General features: G+C 66.9%; 21 protein-coding genes and 1 pseudogene. 11 read left to right on the plus strand and 11 right to left on the minus strand.

The features are described 5' to 3' along the window. The first annotated feature begins 3 nt into the window (after positions 1 to 3). Genes IWX75_RS07750 through IWX75_RS07760 form a run of 3 tightly spaced genes read left to right on the plus strand, consistent with a single transcriptional unit; the run spans position 4 to position 3,508 of the window. Complete coding sequence (locus IWX75_RS07750; RefSeq protein WP_196821661.1) at positions 4 to 1,200, plus strand: AI-2E family transporter; 1,197 nt, start codon at positions 4 to 6, stop codon at positions 1,198 to 1,200. Positions 1,201 to 1,242: 42 nt separating this feature from the next. Beyond that, positions 1,243 to 2,232 carry a D-2-hydroxyacid dehydrogenase gene (locus tag IWX75_RS07755; protein ID WP_334684176.1) on the plus strand — a complete coding sequence of 330 codons (990 nt, stop codon included), beginning with the start codon at positions 1,243 to 1,245 and terminating at the stop codon, positions 2,230 to 2,232. A 43-nt stretch (positions 2,233 to 2,275) separates the two neighbouring features. Continuing rightward, on the plus strand, positions 2,276 to 3,508 hold the full coding sequence (locus tag IWX75_RS07760) for a glycosyltransferase 87 family protein (RefSeq protein ID WP_196821663.1): 1,233 nt from the start codon (positions 2,276 to 2,278) through the stop codon (positions 3,506 to 3,508). Positions 3,509 to 3,613: 105 nt separating this feature from the next. Here the strand turns inward: IWX75_RS07760 and IWX75_RS07765 are convergent, their stop codons facing one another. The 3 genes from IWX75_RS07765 to IWX75_RS07775 form a co-directional block, all read right to left on the minus strand. Further along, entirely contained in the window at positions 3,614 to 4,459 is an 846-nt protein-coding gene (locus tag IWX75_RS07765) for an NAD-dependent epimerase/dehydratase family protein (RefSeq protein WP_196821664.1), read from the minus strand. 69 nt (positions 4,460 to 4,528) lie between these two features. Beyond that, the gene (gene glsA / locus IWX75_RS07770) at positions 4,529 to 6,343 is read right to left on the minus strand and encodes a glutaminase A (protein ID WP_196821665.1); all 1,815 of its coding nucleotides are present in this window, start codon (positions 6,341 to 6,343) and stop codon (positions 4,529 to 4,531) included. Positions 6,344 to 6,433: 90 nt separating this feature from the next. Beyond that, on the minus strand, positions 6,434 to 7,873 hold the full coding sequence (locus IWX75_RS07775; RefSeq protein WP_196821666.1) for an APC family permease: 1,440 nt from the start codon (positions 7,871 to 7,873) through the stop codon (positions 6,434 to 6,436). Positions 7,874 to 8,063: 190 nt separating this feature from the next. Between IWX75_RS07775 and IWX75_RS07780 the strand changes: the two genes are divergently transcribed. Beyond that, complete coding sequence (locus IWX75_RS07780; protein ID WP_196821667.1) at positions 8,064 to 8,723, plus strand: pentapeptide repeat-containing protein; 660 nt, start codon at positions 8,064 to 8,066, stop codon at positions 8,721 to 8,723. Here the strand turns inward: IWX75_RS07780 and IWX75_RS07785 are convergent. Beyond that, positions 8,720 to 9,667: a CPBP family intramembrane glutamic endopeptidase gene (locus IWX75_RS07785; RefSeq protein ID WP_196821668.1), complete on the minus strand. Its 948-nt coding sequence runs from the start codon at positions 9,665 to 9,667 to the stop codon at positions 8,720 to 8,722. The genes IWX75_RS07780 and IWX75_RS07785 overlap by 4 nt on opposite strands. Before the next feature lie 22 nt (positions 9,668 to 9,689). After that, a complete protein-coding gene (locus IWX75_RS07790; RefSeq protein WP_334684177.1) occupies positions 9,690 to 10,412 on the minus strand; it encodes a YoaK family protein in 723 nt (240 codons plus the stop codon). A 106-nt stretch (positions 10,413 to 10,518) separates the two neighbouring features. On the opposite strand from IWX75_RS07790, the gene IWX75_RS07795 reads away from it, so the two are divergent. Next, entirely contained in the window at positions 10,519 to 12,327 is a 1,809-nt protein-coding gene (locus tag IWX75_RS07795) for a gamma-glutamyltransferase family protein (protein ID WP_196821669.1), read from the plus strand. Next, entirely contained in the window at positions 12,311 to 13,045 is a 735-nt protein-coding gene (locus IWX75_RS07800; protein ID WP_196821670.1) for a GntR family transcriptional regulator, read from the plus strand. The genes IWX75_RS07795 and IWX75_RS07800 overlap by 17 nt, the downstream gene beginning before the upstream one ends. A gap of 24 nt (positions 13,046 to 13,069) precedes the next feature. Here the strand turns inward: IWX75_RS07800 and IWX75_RS07805 are convergent, their stop codons facing one another. The 5 genes and pseudogenes from IWX75_RS07805 to IWX75_RS07825 form a co-directional block, all read right to left on the minus strand. Further along, positions 13,070 to 14,326, minus strand: coding sequence for a phospholipase D-like domain-containing protein (locus IWX75_RS07805; protein WP_196821671.1), 1,257 nt, complete (start codon positions 14,324 to 14,326; stop codon positions 13,070 to 13,072). Positions 14,327 to 14,355: 29 nt separating this feature from the next. Continuing rightward, positions 14,356 to 15,099: an MBL fold metallo-hydrolase gene (locus tag IWX75_RS07810; RefSeq protein WP_196821672.1), complete on the minus strand. Its 744-nt coding sequence runs from the start codon at positions 15,097 to 15,099 to the stop codon at positions 14,356 to 14,358. Between the two features lie 71 nt (positions 15,100 to 15,170). Continuing rightward, a pseudogene (locus IWX75_RS07815) lies at positions 15,171 to 15,617 on the minus strand (ABC transporter permease subunit); the annotation flags it as partial. A gap of 64 nt (positions 15,618 to 15,681) precedes the next feature. Then, a complete protein-coding gene (locus tag IWX75_RS07820) occupies positions 15,682 to 16,440 on the minus strand; it encodes an SOS response-associated peptidase (protein WP_196821674.1) in 759 nt (252 codons plus the stop codon). Positions 16,441 to 16,693: 253 nt separating this feature from the next. Next, on the minus strand, positions 16,694 to 17,101 hold the full coding sequence (locus tag IWX75_RS07825; RefSeq protein WP_196821675.1) for a hypothetical protein: 408 nt from the start codon (positions 17,099 to 17,101) through the stop codon (positions 16,694 to 16,696). Positions 17,102 to 17,336: 235 nt separating this feature from the next. On the opposite strand from IWX75_RS07825, the gene IWX75_RS07830 reads away from it, so the two are divergent. From IWX75_RS07830 to IWX75_RS07850, 5 genes are all read left to right on the plus strand, one after another. Further along, positions 17,337 to 17,984: an ABC transporter permease gene (locus IWX75_RS07830; protein ID WP_442858958.1), complete on the plus strand. Its 648-nt coding sequence runs from the start codon at positions 17,337 to 17,339 to the stop codon at positions 17,982 to 17,984. 61 nt (positions 17,985 to 18,045) lie between these two features. Further along, positions 18,046 to 19,263 (plus strand): ABC transporter ATP-binding protein, encoded by a 1,218-nt coding sequence (locus IWX75_RS07835; protein ID WP_442858960.1) that lies wholly within the window; start codon positions 18,046 to 18,048, stop codon positions 19,261 to 19,263. Between the two features lie 106 nt (positions 19,264 to 19,369). After that, the gene (locus tag IWX75_RS07840; RefSeq protein ID WP_442858961.1) at positions 19,370 to 20,056 is read left to right on the plus strand and encodes an ABC transporter permease; all 687 of its coding nucleotides are present in this window, start codon (positions 19,370 to 19,372) and stop codon (positions 20,054 to 20,056) included. Continuing rightward, positions 20,053 to 21,051 (plus strand): glycine betaine ABC transporter substrate-binding protein, encoded by a 999-nt coding sequence (locus tag IWX75_RS07845; RefSeq protein WP_196821678.1) that lies wholly within the window; start codon positions 20,053 to 20,055, stop codon positions 21,049 to 21,051. The genes IWX75_RS07840 and IWX75_RS07845 overlap by 4 nt, the downstream gene beginning before the upstream one ends. 123 nt (positions 21,052 to 21,174) lie before the next feature. After that, on the plus strand, positions 21,175 to 22,083 hold the full coding sequence (locus IWX75_RS07850; RefSeq protein WP_196821679.1) for a phosphodiesterase: 909 nt from the start codon (positions 21,175 to 21,177) through the stop codon (positions 22,081 to 22,083). A 51-nt stretch (positions 22,084 to 22,134) separates the two neighbouring features. On the opposite strand, the gene IWX75_RS07855 is transcribed toward IWX75_RS07850, so the two are convergent. Continuing rightward, a complete protein-coding gene (locus tag IWX75_RS07855; RefSeq protein ID WP_196821680.1) occupies positions 22,135 to 22,941 on the minus strand; it encodes an MSMEG_6728 family protein in 807 nt (268 codons plus the stop codon). Positions 22,942 to 22,953 lie beyond the last annotated feature (12 nt).

Genomic DNA, 22,953 nt, shown 5'->3' on the forward strand with positions numbered 1-22,953 from the left:
TTGGTGACAACCGATCAGATGAACGACGACGACGGCGCCCGAGGCGCGGCCGGTAGGGTCCTCGGCGAGGAGTCGCCGCACGGAGCCACGGCGGCCCGGCGGTTCCGCCGGCACGCTTTCGCCTCCGGACTGACCAGCGCCGCCACGTGGACCGCACGGGGCATCGTGGTCCTGGCCGGTTTGGTGATCCTCTGGCTCGTGATCCGTGCGCTGTGGTCCATCGTGCTTCCAGCGCTTTTCGCACTGCTGCTCGCCTCGGTCCTCTGGCCACTCAACCGGATAGTCCGGAAGGTGCTGCCGCGGGTGCTCGCCGCCTTCGTGACACTCCTGACCTTTCTCGCCGTCGTCGGCGGGATCGGGGTGCTCACCGTCCCCACCATCGCTTCCGGTGTGCGTGATCTCACTGCGCTGGCGCGGGACAACCTTGCCGAACTCACCGTGTTCATCACCGGCCCGCCGTTCAATCTGGTGGATGCCGACCTCAACACCGTCTTCGACACCATCCTCGAGCAGGCACGCGTCCACACGGGAGACATCGTCAGCGGCATCACCGCGGGGCTCGGCACACTCACCTCGGGCACGATCGTGCTCCTTCTCACCCTCGTGTTCGCTTTTTTCTGCCTCAAGGACGGCGATCGCTTCCTGCCCTGGACCAGCCGGTGGACCACCTCGGATGCCTTCGGGCACGCCGCCCGTGTAGCCGAGCGGTCCTGGCAGGCGCTGTCCTCCTACATCATGGCGCAGGCCGCGGTAGCGCTGGTGGATGCCATCTTCATCGGGATCGGCCTCGTGGTACTCGACATCCCACTGGCCATTCCGCTGGCCGTCCTCATCTTCTTCGCGGCTTTCATCCCGGTGGTCGGCGCCATCGCGTCCGGACTCCTGGCGACTGTCATCGCCTTCCTCGCCCACGGTTGGGTGACGGCGCTGATCGTCCTGGCGATCGTTGTGGTGGTTCAACAGTTGGAGAGCAATTTCATCCAGCCGCTCCTGGTGGGCAGAACACTCGAGATCCATCCCACGGTGATCCTCGCTTCAGTGACGGCCGGTGGAACCCTCTTCGGCATCGTCGGGGCCTTCCTTGCCGTGCCTGCCACTGCGGTGGGCATTGTGGTGCTGCGCTATCTGAGGGACATGTCCCTCGAACGGCGCCCCGAACTTCCCCATGAGAACCTGGCACCGGAGCCTGTGCCCGAATGAGCGGACACAGAATGAGTGGGACCCGAAAGTGAGCGGATGGAAATGAGCAGTTCGCAAAGGCCTGTGGTCACCGTCCTGGTGGGGAACCGTCCGGTGGAGGGCCTCGACCGCGTGGCAGCCCTGGCTGACATCCGCGAGACCGATGCCGCCGGACTCGCCTCGGCCCTTCCCGGCTCGGACGTGCTGTACCTGTGGGATTTCTTCTCCGGAGCGCTTCCCGGTGCCTGGCATGCGGCGGACTCCCTCAAGTGGATCCACGTGGCAGCAGCGGGGGTGGACAAGCTCCTCTTCCCCGAGCTCGTGGCCTCTGACGTCGAAGTGACCAACGCCTGCGGAGTCTTCGATCGGACCATGGCGGAATACGTACTCGCCGCCCTGCTGTTCTCGGCCAAGGATCTGGGAGTCACCCGCGACCACCAGGCGCAGCGTCTCTGGGGCAGGCGGACCGTCCGCAATATCGGCGGCGCCGGCGTGCTGGTCGTCGGAACCGGGAGCATCGGGCGGAGCACGGCCCGGCTCCTCCGCGCAGCCGGGGCCGAGGTCGAAGGCGTGGGCCGCGTGGCACGGGCCGGCGACCCGGATTTCGGCACCGTCCACGCCAGCGGTGACCTTGCCGCCGTCGTCGGGCGCTTCGACTACATAGTGCTCGTGGCCCCGCTGACTCCCTCCACCGACGGGATGGTCAGTGCCCGGGTGCTTGAGGCGATGAAACCTTCGAGCGTACTCATCAACGTAGGCCGGGGACGGCTGGTCGATGAGCCCGCCCTTGTCCGCGAACTGATGCGCGGGGGAATTGCCGGGGCGGTGCTCGACACCTTCAGCACCGAGCCGCTTCCCGCGGACAGCCCGCTCTGGGGGATGCCGCAGGTGCTGATCTCGCCGCACATGGCGAGCGACGCCGGCTCATGGCTGGCGGACCTCGCGGCTCAGTTCGAGAGGAACTTCCTCGCCTGGCAGGCCGGCCAACCACTCACCGGCGTGGTGGACAAGGCCCTCGGGTACGTGCCGTTCGCGCTGGGCGAGCCGACCTGACAGACTGAGCGCTGCCTCCACCCACCAACAGCAGGAGCGTTTTGTGGCCACCCGTCTGCCCAGACCGGAGATCCGGAACCGCGAATCCAGGGTCTGGATCGTCTTCGCAGTCATCCACGTCGGCTTCCTCGCGCGGCTCCTTCCGTTCATTCTCAGCGGGGGAGTCCTCAGCGACATCCGGCTGTACCGGGAGTGGGCGTACCAGGCAATCAACGACGGCGTGTGGCAGGGCATCGACACCGCCTGGGTCTACCCGGTGGGCGCGCTGGTGCCGATGCTCCTCGCCACGGTGTTCGGGCCGCAGCTCTACCAGCTGGCCTGGTTCCTCCTCTTCGCTCTGCTCAACGCAGTGGGTGTGGCAGCGCTCGTCCGCACCCGCTCGACGCACCGCTTCACGGCGGCCTACTGGTGGCTGGTGGCAACGGCGCTGCTGGGACCAGTGGCCGTCGGACGGCTGGACGGACTTACCGCCCCACTGGTGATCGCCGGCATCCTGCTCCTCGGAGCCCGGCCGGGAACGGCATCACTGCTCCTCAGCGCGGCGACATGGGTGAAGGTGTGGCCGGCCGCCGTGATCCTCGCGGCCGTCGTGGCCCTGCGGAGCCGGGTGCGGATCGTGCTCGCCGGAGCGGCGTTGTCCGCAGTCATCGCCGCGGGAGTGGTGCTCTTCGGTGATCTCCGGAACCTCACGAGCTTCCTGGGAGCACAGGGCGCCCGCGGGATGCAGCTCGAGGCTCCGCTCAGCACGCCCGGCGTGTGGCAGGCGATCACCGGCAGCTCTGGTGCAGTCATCTTCGAGGATGACGAAATCAACACCATGGAGGTGCGGGGGGCACTGAGTGCCCAGGTGGCAACACTGATGAGCCCGCTCCTTGCGGTCGCCCTGGTGCTCACCGCACTGCTCGTGGCCTTCGCGCTCCGCCGCGGCGCCCCACCGGAAAGGGTCCTCGCCACCGGTTCCCTCGCCCTCGTCACCACGCTCGTGGTCTTCAACAAGGTGGGCTCACCCCAGTTCATGCTGTGGATCGCCGCAGTGATCGCCGCCGGCCTGGTGCTCGACGCCTCCGCCGACTGGAAGTTCCCTGCCGTCGCGATGCTCGTGACGGCAGGTCTGACCACGCTGGTCTACCCCATCTTCTACGACGCGCTCCGCTATGACCTGAGCCCCGCCATCGCGGTCGTCCTCACCCTCCGGAACCTCCTCGTCATCAGCATTTTCGGGTGGTCCCTGATGCAGCTGGTGCGGCTCAGTACACGAAGCCGTGTCCCCAGTTAGTGCCGCCGGCTAGCCGTGCCGCCTGCTAGCCGTGCCGCCTGCTAGCCGTGCCGCCTGCTAGCCGTGCCGCCGGCTAGCCGTGCCGCCTGCTAGCCGTGCCGCCGGCTAGCCGTGCCGCCTGCCGCGGCCGGCCAACACCGAACGGTACCCCTCGCGATACGTAGGAAACCTGAAGTCGAAGCCGGTGGAGCGCAACAGGGTGCTGTCGCAGCGCTTGTCCCCACCACGTGTCGTACTGGTTTCGCCGCTGGGTGGTTCCGGCAGGTCGAGTTCCTGTGCAAGGAACAGCAGCACCTCGCCGAGGTCCACGGGCAAGAGGTCGCTGCCGAGGTAGACGGGAGCCACCGGACCGTCCAGCGAGGCCAGGTGCACGATCGCTGCTGCGGCGTCGTCGCGATGAATGCGGTTGGTCAACTGCGGTTCCGCCGGCCGGACCGCCGTTCCGCTCGTGACCTGGTCGATCAGCCGGGTGCGGCCCGGCCCGTAGATGCCCGACAGCCTCAGGACCATGCCGGCTGCGGACCGCGCGAGCAGCAGCTGCTCGGCCTCCCGTACCATCCTTCCCGTCGCCGAGGCCGGTTCCGCCGGCGTCTGCTCGTCGACGCTGCCGCCGTGTGCGTCCCCGTAGACAGCGGTCGAGGAAACGAACAGGATCCTGGCAGGCTCCACGCCGTCGCGCTCAAGTGCAGCCAGCACATTCGCCGTGCCGTCGACGTAGGCGGTCCGGTATGCCGCCTCAGTGCGCTTTCCCGCAGCAGTTGCGATCACCACCACCGCGGTGTCCTCCGGAATGGTGGGAAGTGTTCGACCCAGGTCGGCTTCGACGCCCTCGATCTGGTGCGGAAGCTTCTCCGGCGAGCGGCGCCACCCCACCACGCGGTGGCCACTTAAGGCGAACCGCAACCCCACCTCGGTGCCGAGGTCCCCGCACCCTGCAATCAGAACCGTCATGTTCTCGTCTCCTGTCCTGTCGAGTCACCCGGTTCCTGCGTGTCATCGGGCGAGATGAGCCGGCAACACCTAGTCGCGAATCCGCACCGCTGTCTCGCGGAGGTACAGATCCACGCGGGTGTAGGCGTCGCGGGTCAGTGCCTTCCACAGTTCGACGGCGAGACGCGGGTTCTCGTCCTCGATGTCGTTGATGGCGTCAGCGGTCAGTACCTTCAAGCGGACCTTTCCGAGCGTCTTCACCGTGGTTTCCTGGCGGTCGTCGCTTCCCAGCGCCAGCTCCCCGAAGGTCATCCCCGCACTCAGTGTGGTCAGCTTCACCCGTCCGCCGGTAGGGCCCGGCACCGAGGTGACGATCTTGCCGGACAGGATGAAGAACACCCCACCGAACCGTTGGCCGACCCGGCGCACCACGTGGCCGTCGTCGTACACACGGTCCTCCATGCGCTCGGCCAACTGCTCCACATCGCTTTCGCTGAGCGGCGACAACGCGGGACACTGGCTCACCTCCACCTCCGACGGCAGGCACAGCTCATCGCCGAACTCGGAAATCAGCTCGTTCTCGCACCATTCCACGGCAGCGGTGCGGGAATCGAAGGTCGGGACGTCCCGGTCCACGTCCTTGAACGTCTCGGCGAGGGTGCCTTCGCCGTCGATCAGCACCAGCTCGCGGTCCTCGCGGACCAGGTTCTCCCGAACTTCCGCGAGCAGGCGCAGCGACACGTCGGCCACCTCGTCCACGCGCCGGAGGTCGAGGATCACGAGGCGGACCTCGTCGTCGAGGCCGCTGAGTTCGCGCACCATGGATTCGGTGCCGGCGAACAGGAGGTCACCGTTGAGCTCGATGACCCTGGCGCGGTGCCCATGCTCCCGCAGGATGTCCATGGCTTCCTCGTTGCGGCGGATACCGGAGGGTGCGGCCGAGATGTCGTAGGTGGAGCGGATCGCGGACTTGCCGGCGCGTGCGGCGCGGACGAAGTGGAGCTCCATGTCCTGGGACAGGCGCTGGCTGGTCGCCATGCCGCGGACGCTGCTGCCGTGCTCGTCGAGGGGTGGCGAGTAGACCGCCAGGCCCACCTGGCCGGGAAGCACGGCGATCGTTCCGCCGCCCACGCCGCTCTTCGCCGGCATTCCGACGGTGCTGATCCACCAGCCGGCGTCGTCGTACATGCCGCACGTCGTCATCACGGAGAGCACGCGCTCGACGGGCAGGAGGTCCATCACCGGCTTGCCGGTGAGAGGATTGCGGCCGCTGTTGGCGAGGGTCGCCGCCATGACGGAGAGGTCGAGGCAATTCACCAGCACCGAGCACTGGCGGAAATAGTCCTCGATCACGGGAGTGGGATCGTCCTCGATGATGTTGAAGGAGCGCAGGAGGTAGGCGAGCGCCCGGTTGCGGTGGCCGTGCTCGAGCTCCGAGGTGAAGATCTCCTCATTGACGCCCAGCTGGCGGCCGGCGAACTCCGAGTAGGTGTTGAGGATCCGCTTGAACCTGGTGTTGCCGCGCGAGGACTGCACCAGCGACGTCGCCGTGAGCGCACCGGCATTGATCATCGCGTTCGAGGGCCGCCCCGTGCCCTGGGCCAGGGACATCTCGTTGAAGGAATCACCCGACGGCTCCACGTCCACCTTCTCGTCCACCGCGTCCATGCCGAGGTCGGAGAGCGCCAGGCCGTAGGTGAACGGCTTCGAGATGGACTGGATACTGAACTCTTCGCGGGTGTCGCCGATTTCGTAGATGTACCCGTCCACCGTGGTGAGGCAGATGCCGAAATTGTCGGGATTGACGTTGGCCATGGCCGGGATGGTGCTGTAGGGCTTGCCGTCCTTCAGCTCCGAAATCTCCTCGTGAATGCGTTTCAGATAGCTTTCGATCGGGGATTCCATGCTTTCCACCCTAGAGGATGCCGGCGCTGGCTCTTCCCGAACACTGCCCGCACGCGGGGCGGACCACTGGCCCGCATGTGGTGGAAACCATCAGCCCCGCGCCAGCCTGGCGAGCAACTCCTCCTCGGCGTCCGCTCCGGGGGCGATACCGGTGGGGATGCGGAACAGGAAGAACAGCCCGAGGACCCACCACAGGCCGAAGAGTATCCACGGCGGGGGCGTGAGGGCGGCCGGCATGAACGGCAGGTACAGGCTGAGCAGTGCAATGCAGAGGACGACGGCGATCCACCCGATCACCGTGCCGCCGTTGCCGGCGCCGCCTATCCGCAGGGGCCGTTCCATGCCGGGTTCGCGTCGGCGGAGGATGACGAATACGAGGGCCACGAGAATGTAGGCGAGCACGATGCTCGGTGCTCCGGAGTCGACGAGCCAGCCCAGCATCTGTGTGCCGAAGAACGGCGCGATGAAGGACAGCGCCCCGATGAAGAGCAGGGCGTTCACCGGGGTGCGGAACCGGGGATGCAGCACGCCGAACCACCGCGGGAGCATGCCCGAGCGCGCCATCGAGTACATCAGGCGCGATGCGCCGAGCAGGAGGGAGTTCCAGGACGTCAGGATGCCCGCGATCCCGCCGGCGATGAGGACCTTGGCCATGATGTCGGAACCGAAAAGGACCCCCATGGCGTCCGCGGTCGCAATGCCATCCTCGCTGAAGCCGCCGGCCTGCATGGCTGAGGACGTCGTGAGGATGGTCATCACGTACCAGATGGTCGCGAGCACCACGGCGACCACCACGAGCCGCCCGATCTGGCGGGCGGGGATGTTCACTTCCTCGGCCGACTGCGGGATGACGTCGAAACCGACGAAGAGGAACGGCACCACCACGAGCACCGCGAAGTAGCCGCCAAGCCCTCCGGTGAAGAACGGCTCCATGTTCGCCGCCGATCCACCAGTGAACGAGCCGAGGACCAGGAGCAGACCAATGAGCAGGAGGAACACCACGACGAAGGTCTGTGCCGCGCCCGCGGCCTTGACACCGCGGATATTGACGGCGGTGATGACGACGGCGGCGACCGCCCCCACGAGGGCCCACGTGAGGTGTACCTGATCCTCACCCACCGTCCACAGGGGGATCTGGCTGAGGTTGGGGAACAGGTACTCGGCGGTGCGCGGGAGGGCGACTGCCTCGAACGCCACGATCGTCACGTACCCGCCCGTGATGGCCCAGGATCCGATGAAGGACCATCGTGGTCCCATACCGCGGAGCAGGAAGTTGTGCTCGCCGCCGGCCTTCGGCATGGCGGCCGTCAGTTCGGCGTAGGTGAGTCCCACGACGCCCATGATCACCCCGCCGGTCAGCATGGCCAGGACCGCGCCCATGGTGCCCGCACTGGCGATCCAGCCTCCGGTGAGGACCACCCACCCGAATCCGATCATGGCCCCGAACCCGAGGGCCAGTGCATCCCAGTTGCCGAGAACCTTGAGCAGGGAGGTTTCCTCCGGGTGTTCCTGGTGAGGAGTTGCGGACATCGCGGTGCCTTCGGTTCCGGGGCGCTCGAAGCACCTGGTGAACTGCTTGATGGACAGGTTCTTGAGCATATCAACCGGGGGAGGCGATGCCGCCGTCGCCCTCGGCTAGACTGGCGAACCGCCGTGCGTCACCCACGCCGTGCCGGGACGTGCACAATACCCACCAACCGAGCCCGGAGAAGATCAGCACATGGCGAGCAAGAAGACCAATGCCCCCCGGCTCGACCGGGTGGAGCCGGCGAACCTCACACCGGGCGACGCCGGCGCGCTGCGGACCGGCGAACACTGCGAAGGCGAGCTGTATGTGCGGGCAGACCTCGACGACCGCGATCTCACCGGCACCACGTTCCTTGAATGCTCGCTGGAGGCGGTGTCGATGAACAACGCCGAACTTCGCGGCGCGCGGTTCCTCGAGTGCACCTTCACCGAGCTGTTCGCGCCGGTCTTCCGAGCTTCCCGGAGCACCTGGCGCGATGTGGTGCTCGAAGGAACACGGTGGGGATCGGCGGAACTCTACGACGGCGTCTTCGAGTCGGTGCGCATCAACGGCGGGAAGCTGGACTTCGTCAACTTCCGCAGCTCGAAGCTCAGCGACGTGGTGGTATCGGACTGCATCATTGGAGAGCTCGACCTGACCGACGTCACCGGCAGCAGGATCGCCTTCCTCAACTGCCGGATCGGCACCTTGACGCTGTCGAACAGCCGGCTGCACGACGTCGACCTCCGCACCAGCGATTTCCGCACCATCGACGGAATGGAAGGCCTTCGGGGCGTCACGATCGACGAGTACCAGCTGGGACTGCTCGCCCCCTACCTCGCGGAAACCCTCGGCATCTCGGTTGAGGGCTAGGGGAGATGACCCGCCGGCAACGGCTCCGGGGGTACGGAGACCACGGACCTCGTCCGCTCGATGCTTCCCGACATCCGCAGCACCACCGCGGCGAATGTAGCCATGGTCGCGACCGAGATGACGAGTGCGGCCACTGAGCCTTCCTGGGCATTGACGTCCACCAGCCCGTATGCGCCCAACAGGAATATGAGGCAGTTGTTGACGGCGTGTGCCGCGATGGCCGCTTCCAGCCCGCCCGTCCGCCAGGTGATCCAGCCGGCGAAGATGGCGAAGAACGCCACATCGGTCTGGCCCAGCGGATCGTACCCATGCCCCAGCACGAAGAACGGCACGGGGATGAGGATCGCGAAGGCGGGGTGCCGAAGCCAACTGCCGATCGTCTGCACCAGGTAACCCCGGAACACGAATTCCTCGGCCGCGGCCTGGAACGGCACCAGGAGCAGGGTCAATCCCACCAGCAGGGCGGTGTTGTCACCGACGGAGAAGCCGGAACCCGCCGAACTTCCCGACCCTCCCGGCAGGACCGGTGGAAGGAGGAAGGAGATCGCGAAGCTGAGCGCGTAGACGGCGATGGCGGCTCCGAGGCAACGGCTCAGCCAACCCCAGCGGATGCGCCCCTGCACCGACGACAACAGCCCGGTCGGACGTGGACCGGTGATGAGCGCCGCCAGGGCGAGCGCCGGGATCATCAGGATGAGCAGGACCATCGAGAACGCGAAGACCAGGGGGTCGGTGAGGTCGACGGTTGCCAACCGGTCGCCATAGGAGGCCAACCCTTCATCGCTCTGCAGGGCGAAGACCACCCCGGCGAGGAAAAGCACGACGATCAGGAGGATGTAGAACGAGAGACCGAGGAGTCCGGTCAGCAGTGGTTTCCACCACCGGTAGCCGCTCCACGAGCGGTACAGGCGGTGGTAGTCGACCGTGGTCGTTCCGGGCTCCATCCCCCAACCGTAGTGCGCCTGATCAGATTGCGGATACCGGGTCGGCAGCGGAGGCTCGAAGCGCCTTCTTCTCCTTCCGGTGGCGCGTGTGGCCGATGATCGTGACGAGGGATGCCAGGAGGGCTGACAGGGCGATTCCCACCCACAGTCCGAGGTTCAGGGAGGCCGCTCCTGCGAACGCTCCCGCGAGGATCAGGACGATGGCCGCGGCCCGGCGCGCCCAGAACGGGCTCTTTCCGCCGGCGAGCCGGGAATCGGACGCAAGGCCGGTGATGGTCGACGTGACGACGACCGTGGTGATCTCGGCGACCTTGAGCCGCTTGGCCGTGGCAGCTTGCGCGCCCATGACCAGCGCAAGGCCCGACGTCGTGATGCTCCCCAGCATCTCCTCGGCGGTCACATCGACGAGCACCGTCAGGACAGCGAGGCCCGCGGTGCCGAGTGCGACGACGAGGAGCGTGGCGGAGGTGCGTCCGGTCCACCCTTCCGGTGCCCGCCGCAATACCCGCCCGGCCAGTGCCGCCCCGACCATGAAGAAGACCAGGGCGAGGGCCGGCCGCAGGATGGGAAGATCGGCAGCGCCGGCGAAGCCCATGCCGAGGAGGACCACATTGCCGGTCATGTTGCCCGTGAAGACGCGGTCCAGCCCGAGGAAGCCCACGGCGTCGATCACGCCGGTGGAAAAAGTCAGCGCTAGCATGAGCCATAGATGCAGGCGGTCGGTGGGAACGGATGACCTCTTCACTGGAGTTCCTTCAGTAGCAGTATTGAATGCATCGTATACAAAGCCTAGTGTTAGGCATCTGATTGTATTCAATCCTGACACAGTTCCTACTGCGAAAGTGGATCCCATGACGTATACGCCCCCGGCACCCTTCACCACCCGCCCTACCCTTCAGGGGACCTTCGGCATGAGTGCCTCGACGCACTGGCTCGCAACGGCTTCGGCCCAGGCCGTGCTGGAGCGCGGCGGGAACGCATTCGACGCCGCTGTCGCCAGCGCCTTCGTCCTCCATGTGGTCGAGCCCCACCTGAACGGACCGGGAGGCGATATGACGGGAGTCTTCGCGACAGCGGAGAACCCCGGGCAGCCGGTGGTCCTCATGGGGCAGGGCCCGGCCCCGGCCGGAGCGACCCGGGAGCACTACCTCGCGGAGGGGCTCGAACTGGTACCGGGTGCGGGAGCGCTCGCCGCAGCCGTGCCCGCCGCCGTCGACGCCTGGCTGCTCCTGCTGCGCGACCACGGCACCTGGGAGCTGGACGACGTCCTGGCCTTCGCCATCGGCTATGCCCGTGAAGGGCATCCGGTGCTCGCGAGGGTGGGAGCCACGATCGCCACCGTGGCCGAGCTCTTCACCGAACACTGGCCGACCTCGGCCGCGCTGTGGATGCCCGAGGGCAGGCCGCCGCGCGAGAACGAGCTGATCCGCAACGAGGCCTACGCCGGAGTGCTCGACTCGCTGGTCGACGCCGGCAAGGACGCGCCCACCAGGGAAGCCCGCATCGATGCCGCGCGCCTCGAGTGGCGCACCGGCCGGGTGGCGCAGGCTGCGGTCGACTTCCTTCAGACCCCGCACCGCCACTCGTCAGGCACCGACCACGCCGGGGTGATGTCCCTCGAGGATTTCGCCGGTTTCGAGGCGGGCTACGACGCCGCCACCACCTTCGAATTCCGCGGGTACACCATCGCCAAGACGGGTCCCTGGGGCCAGGGCCCCGCACTGCTGCAGACCCTCGCGATCCTGGACGGGTTCGACGACGACCACCTCGATCCCTCGACGGCGCTGGGCGCGCACACCATCCTCGAAGCCCAGAAGCTCGCCATCGCGGACCGGGAGGCCTACTACGGCGATGCCGACGTGCCGATGGACTACCTGTTGTCGCCGGAGTACGCCGCCGAGCGCCGAGCACTGATCACCGATTCCGCCTCCACCGAGTTCCGTCCGGGAACCGTCCCGGGACGCGAACCCTTCGTTCCGCCGCTCCGCCTCGAGTACACACCGCCCGCGCTCGCCGGCGGCGCCGGCTTCGCGGGCGTAGGGGAACCCACTGTCGCCAAGAGTGGGGAAACCCGGGGGGACACGTGCCACATCGACGTCGTCGACCGGTGGGGCAACATGGTCTCGGCAACCCCGAGCGGCGGCTGGCTGCAGTCCTCGCCCGCTATTCCCGAACTCGGGTTCTGCCTCGGATCCCGCCTGCAGATGACCTGGCTCGAGGACGGTGCACCCTCCACCCTTCGCCCCGGCAAGCGGCCCCGTACCACGCTGACCCCCACCCTCGTCCTCAAGGACGGCCAGTCCGTGGTGGCCGTCGGATCTCCCGGCGGCGACCAGCAGGACCAGTGGCAGCTGCTGTACCTCCTGCGCACGATCGTGGGCGGCTACACGCCCCAGGAGGCCATTGATGCTCCGTCCCTGCATACGACGTCCATCCCCGGATCATTCTTCCCCCGGACCTGGGAACCGGGCGGAGCGGTGGTCGAGGACCGGCTGGGCGAAGACGTCATCGAGGAACTCGTCCGCCGCGGGCACGTGGTGACACGCTCGGGGGACTGGTCGCTCGGGCGGCTGTCCTCAGTGACCCGGGAGCCCTCGTCCGGGCTCCTTACCGCTGCTGCGAATCCCCGTGGAGCCCAGGGTTATGCCGCCGGACGCTAGGCCCCGCCCGGACGAGCTCCCGGCCGCACCGCACCGCGTCAAGGATGAGATCCGCAGGGACATCATCTTCGGCAGTCTGCTCCCGGGGACACGGGTGACGGAGGCTGCGCTTGCCCGGAAGTACTCAGTGTCCAGGGTGCCGGTGAGGGAAGCCCTGCGCGCGCTCGAGGCGGAGGGGTTCGTCGAGTCCAAGCCCTATGCCGGATCGACGGTGAGCGACATTCCTGCCGATGAGGCCGATGACCTGTTCCTCGTGCGTGAGGCGCTCGAGTCGGCGCTCGCTCGGCGCGCCGCACGCCGTTCCTCCCGCCAGTTCGCCGAGGATGAGCAGGGCGTCGAGTGGAGGAGGGTGCGCAAGGACCTTGCCCTCCTGCTCGACGAGGGCGACACCGTGGTGGCGGGAGATGACCTGCTGCCGCTGCCTGAGCTGAACATCCGCTTTCACCTCGGCATCGCCGAGCTCAGCGGAAGTGCTTCCCTGATGGCGCTGCTCCGCCAGATCTCCGGCAAGATCGAGTGGCTCTACGCCACTGACGTGGACAATCGGGGCAAGCAGTCCTGGTCCGAGCACCGGCTCGTCCTGGCCGCGATCGACGCCGGCGACGCCGCGGAGGCCGAGCGGCTCATGGCGCGTCATGTGAGCCGCTCGCGGACCGGGTACCGGGGCCGTTTCGCGGGCGGCAAGGTACCCGGTGACGAGGTCCAGGAGACGGGCTGACCCGGGGGGAGAGGCCGGAAGGGGTTAGAGGAAGGGCCGCAGCGGAGCCAGGATGGCCTCGCTGACCCGGGCGACCAGGTGGCGGCTGTTCCACTCCTCGAGCGTCAGGGTACGGGTGTTGGAGGTGTCGGTCTCGAAGATGTGCTCCATGGTCTGCGCGAGGTTGCGGTCGAAGATCTCGAGGTTGATCTCGTAGTTGCCGGTGAGGCTCAGCCGGTCGATGTTCGCCGTGCCCACGGTGGACCATTCGCCGTCGATGGTCGCGGTCTTGGCGTGGATCATGGAGTTCTGGTACAGCAGCACGCGTACCTTCGCGTTCAGCAGTGCGGAGTAGAAACCCCTGGACAGCCAGTCCGACACCACGTGGTTGGAATCCTCGGGCAGGAGGACGCGCACGTCCACTCCCCGCCGGCTTGCCCGAAGGAGCGCGCCGAGGATCTGCTGATCCGGAATGAAGTACGCCGTGGTGATGTAGATGTGGTGCTTGGCCCGGTTGATGGCATCGAGGTACACGCCGCGGATGGGGAACACGAGGTTGGCAGGAATGTTGTTCACCGCGCGGATGCGCGGTTCCCAGAAGTCGGCGCTGATGTCGGGAAGCTCCGGCCGCGCCGGATGGGCGCGCAGGTTCCAGAGTCCCACGAAAGCCTCGCGCAGCTCCCACACCGAGGGACCCCGGATCGCCAGGTGGGTGTCGCGCCACTTGGTCGCATACAGCTGCCCGATGTTGTAGCCACCGACGAATCCCACGGCGTCGTCGACGACGAGGAGCTTCCGGTGGTCGAATCCGGTGCCGCGGATATTGGTGAAGAGGATCGACGGGCGGACCACGGGGAACCGGTAGACGTGCACGAGGGGATGGAACTTGTAGAAGAACGGATTGACGACGAGGTTGGCGAAGCCGTCGTAGATCACGTAGACGTCCACGCCCCGCTCCGCGGCACGGTTCACCGCATCCCGGAACCGGGCGCCCGTCTCATCACCCTTCCAGATGTAGGTTTCGAGCAGCACCTGGTGTTCGGCCCTGTCGATCGCCTCGATCATCGCGTCGTAGAGGTCCGCGCCGAAGGTGTACACCGTGGTGGAGGTATCGGCGATGGTGGTCTCGAACGTGCCGGGCTGCGGGAAGCCGTCGCGCCGGGTACGGAGGCGCTTCTCGTAGATGTCGATCCCGATCAGACCACCGATGACCAGCGCCTGCGCGGCGAAAAGCGTCAGCGCGGCACGGCCCACTGCGGTACGGGCTAGTCCAAGGGCCTGCTGGCGGCTGGGGATCTGCATGAGACGAGCCTAGCGCCCCTTCGACGACGTCAGTGCCCGCCTACAGCCCTGGCTGCAGCGACGGCGGCGGCGACACCCTGGGTCCATACCGCACCGTGACCGGGAAGGACGATCCCTGCCGATGTCTCCTCGAGTGCCTGGAGCGAGCGCAGGGCGGTGGGCGTGTCGGCGGTCGCCGCGCCGGCGATGATCTGAGGACCTTCGCGTCCGGTGTAGGGGTCCAGGGTGACCAGTGCGTCACCGCTGATCAACGCATCGCGGTCCGGGAAGTACAGCGCGCAGTGACCCCTGGTGTGGCCCGGGGTGGGGACGAGTACCGGGCGGCCGGGAAGCGAGGCCGCTGCCTCGGCCGTGAGGGGTTTCAGTTCCCGGACACCCCGGACGGTGAGCGCTCCGGCCGCCGTCATGCGGGCGAGTCCGGGAATGGCCCGCGGATAACGCAGCGGGTAGAGGAAGGGTGTTCTCTCCCGCTGGTAACGGTACGGGCGAGCGGCGATGTAGGCGTCGTCCGGGTGGCCGAACACCGGGATGCCGTGGCGCCGCCGGAAATACTCGGCCGTTCCCACGTGGTCGAAGTGGCCGTGGGTCAGGACCACGGCGCGTACGTCGAGGACGCTCTTCCCGAGCTTGCCGAGGGCACTGAAGATCTCCGAGCGCACTCGCGGAAGTCCCGCGTCGACGAGGGTCAGCCCGGCGTCGTCCTGCACCAGGTAACAGTTGGTGTTCGCATGCTCGATGCTGTGGATGCCGGTCGCAACGTCCTGCCGGAACATGGTTCTCCCCTCGATGGAATCCTCTGCAGAAGCAAAGCAGGCTCAGGGTCGGCGTGCAAGGAAAAGGATGGTCAGCCCTTGTTGCCCGTGGTCGCGATGCCTTCGACGAAGTGCCGCTGCCCGAGGAAGAACAGGATGATCATCGGCACCGTGGTGATGACGCTGGCCGTCACCACGAGCTCCCAGTGCCGGTCCCCATCGTTGATGTAGGTGGTGTTGCCGGAACCGAAGAAGGCGGTGTTGGCCTCGGTGAAGGTCTGGAACCCGGCGATCGTATTGATGATCACGAGGAAGAAGAGGCTTCCGTTGATCATGGGAAGCGCGATGCTCCGGATGACCTGGAAGCTGCCGGCGCCATCCACCTTCGCTGAATCATGGAGTTCCTGCGGCACGTCCTTGACGGCGGCGAGCAGGATGATGATCGACGAACCCAGAGTTCGCAGGCTCATCAGGATCAGGCCCGGCTTGATCCAGGACGGATCGGTGGTCCAGGATGGTTCGTCGATGCGGAAGAAGCCCGATGCACTTCTCCTTCAAAAAGCTGAGCGGCCTTACTTCTACACTGCTCTGTCAAGTGGATTCCTATAACAGGGTGGCGGCAGTTCCCTTCGATTCCAGGCTTCCCGGCTCTGGCTCTGGCTCGATCAGGTCGGGGCCGTTGTTCCGGACGGACCCCACCCGGCTTCCCACAACGCGCGGTACGAGCGTGGGGTCCGGAATGCTGTCCAGGAGGTGCTGGACCTTCGATTTGGAAGCGTTCTTGGGATCGAGCCACTCCCCGAAAAGGTTCGGGGGCACGATCACCGGCGTGCGGTCGTGGATGGAGCCGAGCGCGTCGCTCGCCGGGCGCGTGATGATGGTGCACGTCATCAACCAGGACGGATCCCCGCCGGAGGGGGCTGCCGGATCCCTCCAGAACTCGTAGAGTCCGGCGAACGCAAGCTGCGCGGACTCGGGCTCGGCATGAAGGTACACAGGGGTTTTAGACCCGTTCGGGTTCTTCCGCCACTCGTAGTAACCGTTGGCCGGTACCAGGCCCCGGCGCCTCAGTGCCGCGGAGCGGAACGACGGCTTCTCGAGGACGGTCTCGCTGCGGGCGTTGATCATCCGCGACCCCACGGCGGGCGACTTCGCCCAGGACGGCACCAGGCCCCAGCGTGCCGTCTCGAGCCGCCGGGTCAGTTCACCCGTGTCCGGATCGAGCCGCTCGACCACCACGGAGACCGCGTCCGTGGGGGCCACGTTCCAGGAAGCCCGGATGTCATGGTCGGGTGCTTCGTCGATGTCGAAAGTGGCGAGAACATCGGCTTTCGAGCCGGCTATGACAAATCGTCCGCACATGCGTTGATTGTGCCGCAGATGAGGGCCGAAAAGCCACGGCTGGCCGACGCAGGCCGAGCCCGATGCGTAGTCTGCACCAGGGTTCCTGGTGGATGAGCGTCTGCTAGCTCTTGCGGTCCAGCAGCAGGCCGAGCCCGATGCGTAGTTTGCACCAGGGTTCCTGGCGGATGAGCGTCTGCTAGCTCTTGCGGTCCAGCAGCAGGCCGAGCCCGATGCGTAGTCTGCACCAGGGTTCCTGGTGGATGAGCGTCTGCTAGCTCTTCCGGTCCAGCAGCAGGCCGAGCCCGATGCCGAGCATCCAGATGTCCTTGGCAATGGCCGTGCCGTCCTGCGTGGGCCGGACACCGTCCTCCTGCGTCATGCCGGGCATCTTGAAGTACATGGCCATCATCCCGGAGGAGAACGCGGTGAGGGCGAGTCCTGCGAGCCGGCTGGGGACGAACGGCGTCAGGAGTGCGGCTCCCAGGCCGATCTCGACCATCGAGATGATCCTGCCGAACTTTTCGGGCTCAAGTTGCGCGACCTGCGGGAACGCCGTCGACGCCATGCCCTGCATGCCTGCTGCGCTGTCCTTGTCCAACCCCCTCTTGCCGAGCCCGGAGTTGAGGATGAAGGCGCCGGTGGTGAGCCGGAGGGGAATGTGGCTGAGTCGAATACCCATGATCGGTCCTTAGTCTCTGGCGGAGCAGCAATGCGGGAGTGTCCGCTCCGAAAGCCTACGGGGGCACGCGCGGTGCCGCCAGTCGAGCGCATCCGAAACAAGCGAGTAAGCAACCGTGGCCGGTTCGTGATCATTCCGCAACATCAGCAGGCTTATGGTGGGAGTCCGTGCTTTGCCGAGTCGCCTGAATGCGGCCTGCAGTGTCCGCGGGCTACGTAACCGATGTGAAGTGGGTATGAATGTGTTTGATTTCGTAGGGGACAGGTTCGACCAGATCCTGTTCTCGAGCTGGCAACACTTTTCCCTCGTGGTGCAATGCCTCATCCTCGCCACCATCCTCGCCGTCGTCACGGCTGCGCTTGTCTACCGCAGCAGTGCCCTGACCTCGTTCGCCAACAGTGTGTCGGCGATCGGCCTGACCATCCCCGCCTTCGCCCTGGTGGGGTTGCTGATCGCCCCCTTCGGATTCGGCGTGGTGCCGGCGGTGATCGTGGTCGTGTTCTTCGCCGTCCTGCCGATCCTCCGCAACGCCGTCGTCGGTCTCACCGGCATCGACCGCTCGGTGATCGAGGCCGCGCGCGGTATCGGCATGGGCCGGTTCCGGACTCTGACGCGCGTCGAGCTCCCGATAGCGTGGCCGGTCATCCTGGCCGGGATCCGCGTGTCGGCCCAGATGGTCATGGGAATCGCCGCCATCACCGCCTACGTTCTCGGCCCCGGGCTCGGCGGCTTCATCTTCTCCGGGCTGTCCAGGCTGGGCGGCGCGAACTCCTTCGAATCGGTGGTGACCGGCATCGTCGCAGTCATCATCCTTGCCCTTGTCCTTGATCTGCTCCTTGTCGGCCTCGGCCGGCTCACTATCCCGCGAGGTATCCGTGTCTGACACCATTCCATCAACCGAAACGCCTGACGCCCGGGGCCCTGCCGGCCCCGGAACCGGTGGCATCACCGGCGCCAGCATCCTGCTCGATACGGTCACCAAGCGGTACCCCGGTCAGCGAAAGGCCGCAGTGGACGGCCTCACCATGGAGATCCCGGCCGGGAAGATCGTGATGCTCGTGGGCCCTTCCGGCTGCGGCAAGACCACCACCCTGAAGATGATCAACCGGCTGATCGAACCGACCGAGGGCCGCATCGTGCTCGACGGCGACGACGTCACCAAGATGGACGGCGACGCCCTCCGACGGCGTATCGGCTACGTCATCCAGGCCGGCGGACTGTTTCCCCATATGACGGTCGCGACGAACATCAGCATCGTTCCCAAGATGCTCGGCTGGACCAAGGAGCGCATCGCTGCGCGTGTCGACGAGCTCCTCGAACTGGTGTCCCTCGACCCGGACCTCTACCGCGACCGGTACCCCAAGGAGCTTTCCGGGGGCCAGCAGCAGCGCGTCGGCGTGGCGCGCGCACTCGCCGCAGACCCTCCCGTGCTGCTCATGGATGAGCCGTTCGGCGCAGTGGACCCGATCACCCGGCTCCGGCTGCAGGACGAGCTCATCAACATCCAGAACGAGCTGCAGAAAACCATCGTGTGCGTCACCCATGACTTCGACGAGGCCGTGAAGCTGGGGGACTGGATCGCGATCTTCACCGAGGGGGCGCAGCTCGTGCAGTACGACACCCCGGAACGGATCCTCGCCGAACCCGCCAACGAGTTCGTCGAGAACTTCATAGGGGCAGGAGCCGGGCTCAAGCAGCTCACCCTGACCCGCGTCAACGAAGTGGAACTCGCCTCGGCTGTCACCGCCGAGGAGGGACAGCTCGCGAGCGACGTCCTGTCCCGGCTCGATGAGGCGCAGCACGACCACGCGGTGATCGTCGACTCGCGGGGACGGGCCATCCAGTGGCTGTCCCGGCGGCAGCTCGGCAGGATCGACACGATCAGCGGTGACCGCGACGCCAAACTCCCCCTCGTGGGGGACAGGGCAACCCTCAACGATGCGCTGGACACCATGCTGGTCTCCAGCGTCGGTGCCGCGCTGGTCACCGGCCGGCGCGACGTGTTCCTCGGAGTGATCGACGTCGACACGATCATGGACGCGATCGGGCGGGCACACAACAATGCGCGGAGTGCCCACGCCAGCGGCCGTCCCGTCGGCGTGAACACGGGCGCCATCGACCTGCGCGACGCCGCCATCGACGGACGGCAGGCCGGTGAGTAGCGCCGAGGTCATTCCCGGAACCTCCGCACCGGCGGCCAGTAACGCCGCGGTCGAGGCCGAAGCGACCCCCCTGTCCTGGAAGCCGCTGCTGTTCCAGCTCGCAGGGATCGTCGTGGCCGGTCTCGTCCTGCTCTTCTGGCTGCTGAACGCGGACCTCACCGACACCGAACGGACGACGCTCAGCCCCGATGCGATCCTCGGATACACCCGCGAGCACCTTGCGCTCACTGCCGTGTCCGCCGGCATCGTGCTGCTGATCGCCGTGCCGCTCGGAATACTCCTCACCCGCAAGCCGTTCCGTCCGCTCACCGGCCCCGTGCTGGCGGTGGCGAACATCGGCCAGGCCGCACCGGCCATCGGCCTCGTGGTGCTGCTGGCCTTCTGGTTGGGATTCGGCTTCCCCGCGGCGGTCACCGCCCTGGTGCTCTATGCCCTGCTGCCGGTCCTCCGCAACACCATGGTGGGCATCACCCAGGTGGACGGGCGCCTCGTCGAAGCGGGCCGCGGAATGGGAATGAGCTCGCTGTCGGTGCTGCTGCGGGTTGAACTTCCGCTCGCTGTGCCGATCATGCTCGCTGGTATCCGCACGGCGCTCGTGCTCCTGGTCGGGACCGCGGCACTTGCAACCTTCATCAACGGCGGCGGGCTCGGCATCCTCATCACCACGGGCGTCAACCTCAACCTGCCGCGCGTGCTCATCGCCGGTGCGCTCCTGGTGGCGCTCCTCGCACTGCTGATCGACTGGATCGGCCGCGTCGTCGAACATATCGCGCGCCCGAAAGGACTCTCATGAGACCCGCCTCCGCTGGCTCCGTGCCGCGCTGCAGGGCCGTCGTCGTGTTGGCGACCGCAGGCCTCCTCCTCTCCGGCTGCGGCCTCCAGCCGGCCACGTCCTATGTTCCCGCCGCGGGGCCCGGCTCCATCCAGCCCCTCGACGGCGTGGACGGCGCACCGCTGACCGTCACGTCGAAGAACTTCACCGAACAGCTCATCCTGGGCAAGATCTCCGTGCTCGCAGCCCAGGCCGCAGGCTTCGACGTCACGGACCTGACGAACGCCCCGGGCAGCCAGCCGGTCCGCGACCTGATGCTTTCCGGAGACGCCGACTTCACCTGGGAGTACACGGGCACCGCGTGGCTCGCCTTCCTCGGAAAGGAGGAGGGCATCGCCGACCAGGAGGAGCAGTGGGAGGCAGTACGGGCCGCCGACGTCGAGAACGGCCTCACCTGGGGCGAACCGGCACCGCTGAACAACACCTACGCCATGGCCGTGCGCACCGAGGCCATCGAGGAACTGGGTGGCATCACCAAGATGTCCCAGCTCGCGGAACTGCCCGTGGAGGAACGCACCTTCTGCGTCGAGGCCGAGTTCAATTCGCGTGCGGACGGACTGAATCCGATGCTGGCCCACTACGGACTGGAGCGCGGCGCGCCCGACGGCGTCCCCGATGAGAATGTGGGAATCTACGACACCGGCGCGGTCTACACCGCCACCGACAACGGTGCCTGCAATTTCGGCGAGGTGTTCGCGACCGACGGCCGGATCCAGGCACTCGACCTGACGCTGCTCGAGGATGATCTCGGGTTCTTCCCTGCCTACAACGCGGCTCCCGTCTACTACTCCGAGACACTCGAGGAGTACCCGGGGCTCGAGGACGTGTTCGAGCGCATTGCTCCCGAGCTGACGGATGATGCGCTACGTGAGATGAACCTCCTCGTGGACGTGGAGGGGGAGGAGCCCGGCGACGTGGCGTTCGACTTTCTGGTGGAAAAGGGCTTCATCTCCTAGTCCTGACGAGAGTTCCCGCAATGTTCAGCGACTAGCCGCAGCGGGTTCACCTACCTTTCCCCCGGGCTATGTTTCGATGGAGTGGAATCGGTTCGTACCTACCAGCAATCCAAAGGGTTTCCCATGGAGTACCGCACGGCCGAGCATCCCCGGCCGCAGCAATTCATCCTTCATATGAGTGACACCCACCTTGTGGACGGTCCTGAGCCGCTGTATGGGGCGGTGGACAGCGAGGAGCGCCTCTCCCGGATCTTCGCGGACCTGCAAGCCTCCGGAGCCCGTCCCCAGGCAATTGTCTTCACCGGTGACCTCGCGGACAAGGGCGAAGCCGGAGCCTATGCGAAACTCCGCGCCATCGTCGACCCGGCGGCCCTTCGGTTGGGTGCCCAGGTGATCTGGGCCATGGGCAACCACGACGACCGCGCGGCCTTCCGCTCCGCGCTGCTGGATCAGCCCGCGGGCACGGCGCCCGTCGATGCGGTGTACGACGTCGACGGGCTGCGGATCATCACGATGGACTCGAGCGTCCCCGGACACCACTACGGTGAGTTCACCCGCGAGCAGCTGAGGTGGCTGGCCGACGAACTACTCGTCCCGGCCCCGAACGGCACCATCCTCGCCCTGCACCATCCGCCGGTTCCGAGTGTGCAGGACCTCTCCGTCCTCGTTGAGCTGCGGGACCAGCGCTCGCTCGCCGAGGTGGTCCGCGGCAGCGACATCCGGACCATCCTCGCGGGCCATCTCCACTACTCCACCACCGCGACCTTCGCGGGCATTCCCGTCTCGGTGGCCTCCGCCACCTGCTACACGCAGGACCTCCTGTACGACGGCGGAAGCCGCGGGCGCGACGGCGCACAGGCCTACAACCTGGTCCACGTGTACGAGGAGACGATCGTGCACTCCGTGGTACCGGTGGGCCGGCATGCCCCGGTGGGGGAGGTCGTGCCGCGCGAGGAGACCCACCGCCGGCTTACCGAGGCCGGAGTGTGGATCGCCGAGGCGCCGCCCGTGCGCCGGCTCTCGCGGGTCTAGGAGGCTGCAAGCGGTGCGGCCGGGCGCGTCCCTGAACGGGGTGCGCGAGGCCTAGGGGGAAGTTCGTAGCGCGGTCGGGAGCGCGACGCTGAACAGGGTCCGTGGATCCTGTAGCAGCGCGGGCGGATCGAAGTCCGTCCGCGTCAGCCATCCGGTGAGGGCGGCCTCCCGCAGGAGCCCGTCCTCGTGCATCAGGACCGGTCCCACTGTCCCTGTCCTGAACCGTTCGCCGTCGGGATCGGCAATTCCTATCGAGTCGCCGTCGGCCATGGATTCCTCGAAGGCCTGGAGCTGGCGGTCCCACTTCCCACCGATCCGTCCTTCGGGCGGTCCGGGCGGCATCAGCAGACGTGTTCGCCCCTCGGGAGGGTGGGCCGGGGCCCGCCAGATCCAGAGGCGGTTCCCTTCGGGGTCGGTGGGCAGCAGTTCCTTCGCCGGCTCCGGCCACACATACGGCAGGTCTTCCGGGACACCCGGAAAGCGGTTCCGGTAGATTCCGGGGGCTTTCTGCACGAGGTTCGACTGGTGGCTCAGATGGAAGGCCACATCGCCGAGCCAGGGCGGCAGGGCGACGTCGGGCTCGTCGAGCACCTCCGGGGCGAACTCGAGGATCTGGCGCCCTGTCGAATCCTGGTGTCCCCGGGACACCCACTCGTCCACCATGGCGAGACCGTACAGCGTCAGCGCCGGGACGTACCCCATCCACATGCGGATCGCCGGGTGGCTCCGCCAGCCGTAATCCGGAATGACGAGCGCCCGCAGGGTCTGCAGGGTTTCCACCCGCTGCTTGCCCAGCCGCGCCTGGTCGAGCACAGCGGCGCTCGAGGCGAAGTCGGCGTACGGCAGGAAGGTTTGCACGGAATCAGCCGA

The sequence above is a fragment of the Arthrobacter sp. CAN_A6 genome (genome assembly GCF_015751715.1).
Lineage (GTDB): Bacteria > Actinomycetota > Actinomycetes > Actinomycetales > Micrococcaceae > Arthrobacter_D.

Excerpts from the sequence above, each read along its gene's own strand:
- IWX75_RS07755 (WP_334684176.1), top strand. The coding sequence starts at position 1,243 with ATGAGCAGTTCGCAAAGGCCTGTGGTCACCGTCCTGGTGGGGAACCGT.
- IWX75_RS07765 (WP_196821664.1), bottom strand. The coding sequence starts at position 4,459 with ATGACGGTTCTGATTGCAGGGTGCGGGGACCTCGGCACCGAGGTGGGG.
- glsA (WP_196821665.1), bottom strand. The coding sequence starts at position 6,343 with ATGGAATCCCCGATCGAAAGCTATCTGAAACGCATTCACGAGGAGATT.
- IWX75_RS07775 (WP_196821666.1), bottom strand. The coding sequence starts at position 7,873 with ATGTCCGCAACTCCTCACCAGGAACACCCGGAGGAAACCTCCCTGCTC.
- IWX75_RS07780 (WP_196821667.1), top strand. The coding sequence starts at position 8,064 with ATGGCGAGCAAGAAGACCAATGCCCCCCGGCTCGACCGGGTGGAGCCG.
- IWX75_RS07785 (WP_196821668.1), bottom strand. The coding sequence starts at position 9,667 with ATGGAGCCCGGAACGACCACGGTCGACTACCACCGCCTGTACCGCTCG.
- IWX75_RS07795 (WP_196821669.1), top strand. The coding sequence starts at position 10,519 with ATGACGTATACGCCCCCGGCACCCTTCACCACCCGCCCTACCCTTCAG.
- IWX75_RS07800 (WP_196821670.1), top strand. The coding sequence starts at position 12,311 with ATGCCGCCGGACGCTAGGCCCCGCCCGGACGAGCTCCCGGCCGCACCG.
- IWX75_RS07805 (WP_196821671.1), bottom strand. The coding sequence starts at position 14,326 with ATGCAGATCCCCAGCCGCCAGCAGGCCCTTGGACTAGCCCGTACCGCA.
- IWX75_RS07810 (WP_196821672.1), bottom strand. The coding sequence starts at position 15,099 with ATGTTCCGGCAGGACGTTGCGACCGGCATCCACAGCATCGAGCATGCG.
- IWX75_RS07820 (WP_196821674.1), bottom strand. The coding sequence starts at position 16,440 with ATGTGCGGACGATTTGTCATAGCCGGCTCGAAAGCCGATGTTCTCGCC.
- IWX75_RS07825 (WP_196821675.1), bottom strand. The coding sequence starts at position 17,101 with ATGGGTATTCGACTCAGCCACATTCCCCTCCGGCTCACCACCGGCGCC.
- IWX75_RS07830 (WP_442858958.1), top strand. The coding sequence starts at position 17,337 with ATGAATGTGTTTGATTTCGTAGGGGACAGGTTCGACCAGATCCTGTTC.
- IWX75_RS07845 (WP_196821678.1), top strand. The coding sequence starts at position 20,053 with ATGAGACCCGCCTCCGCTGGCTCCGTGCCGCGCTGCAGGGCCGTCGTC.
- IWX75_RS07850 (WP_196821679.1), top strand. The coding sequence starts at position 21,175 with ATGGAGTACCGCACGGCCGAGCATCCCCGGCCGCAGCAATTCATCCTT.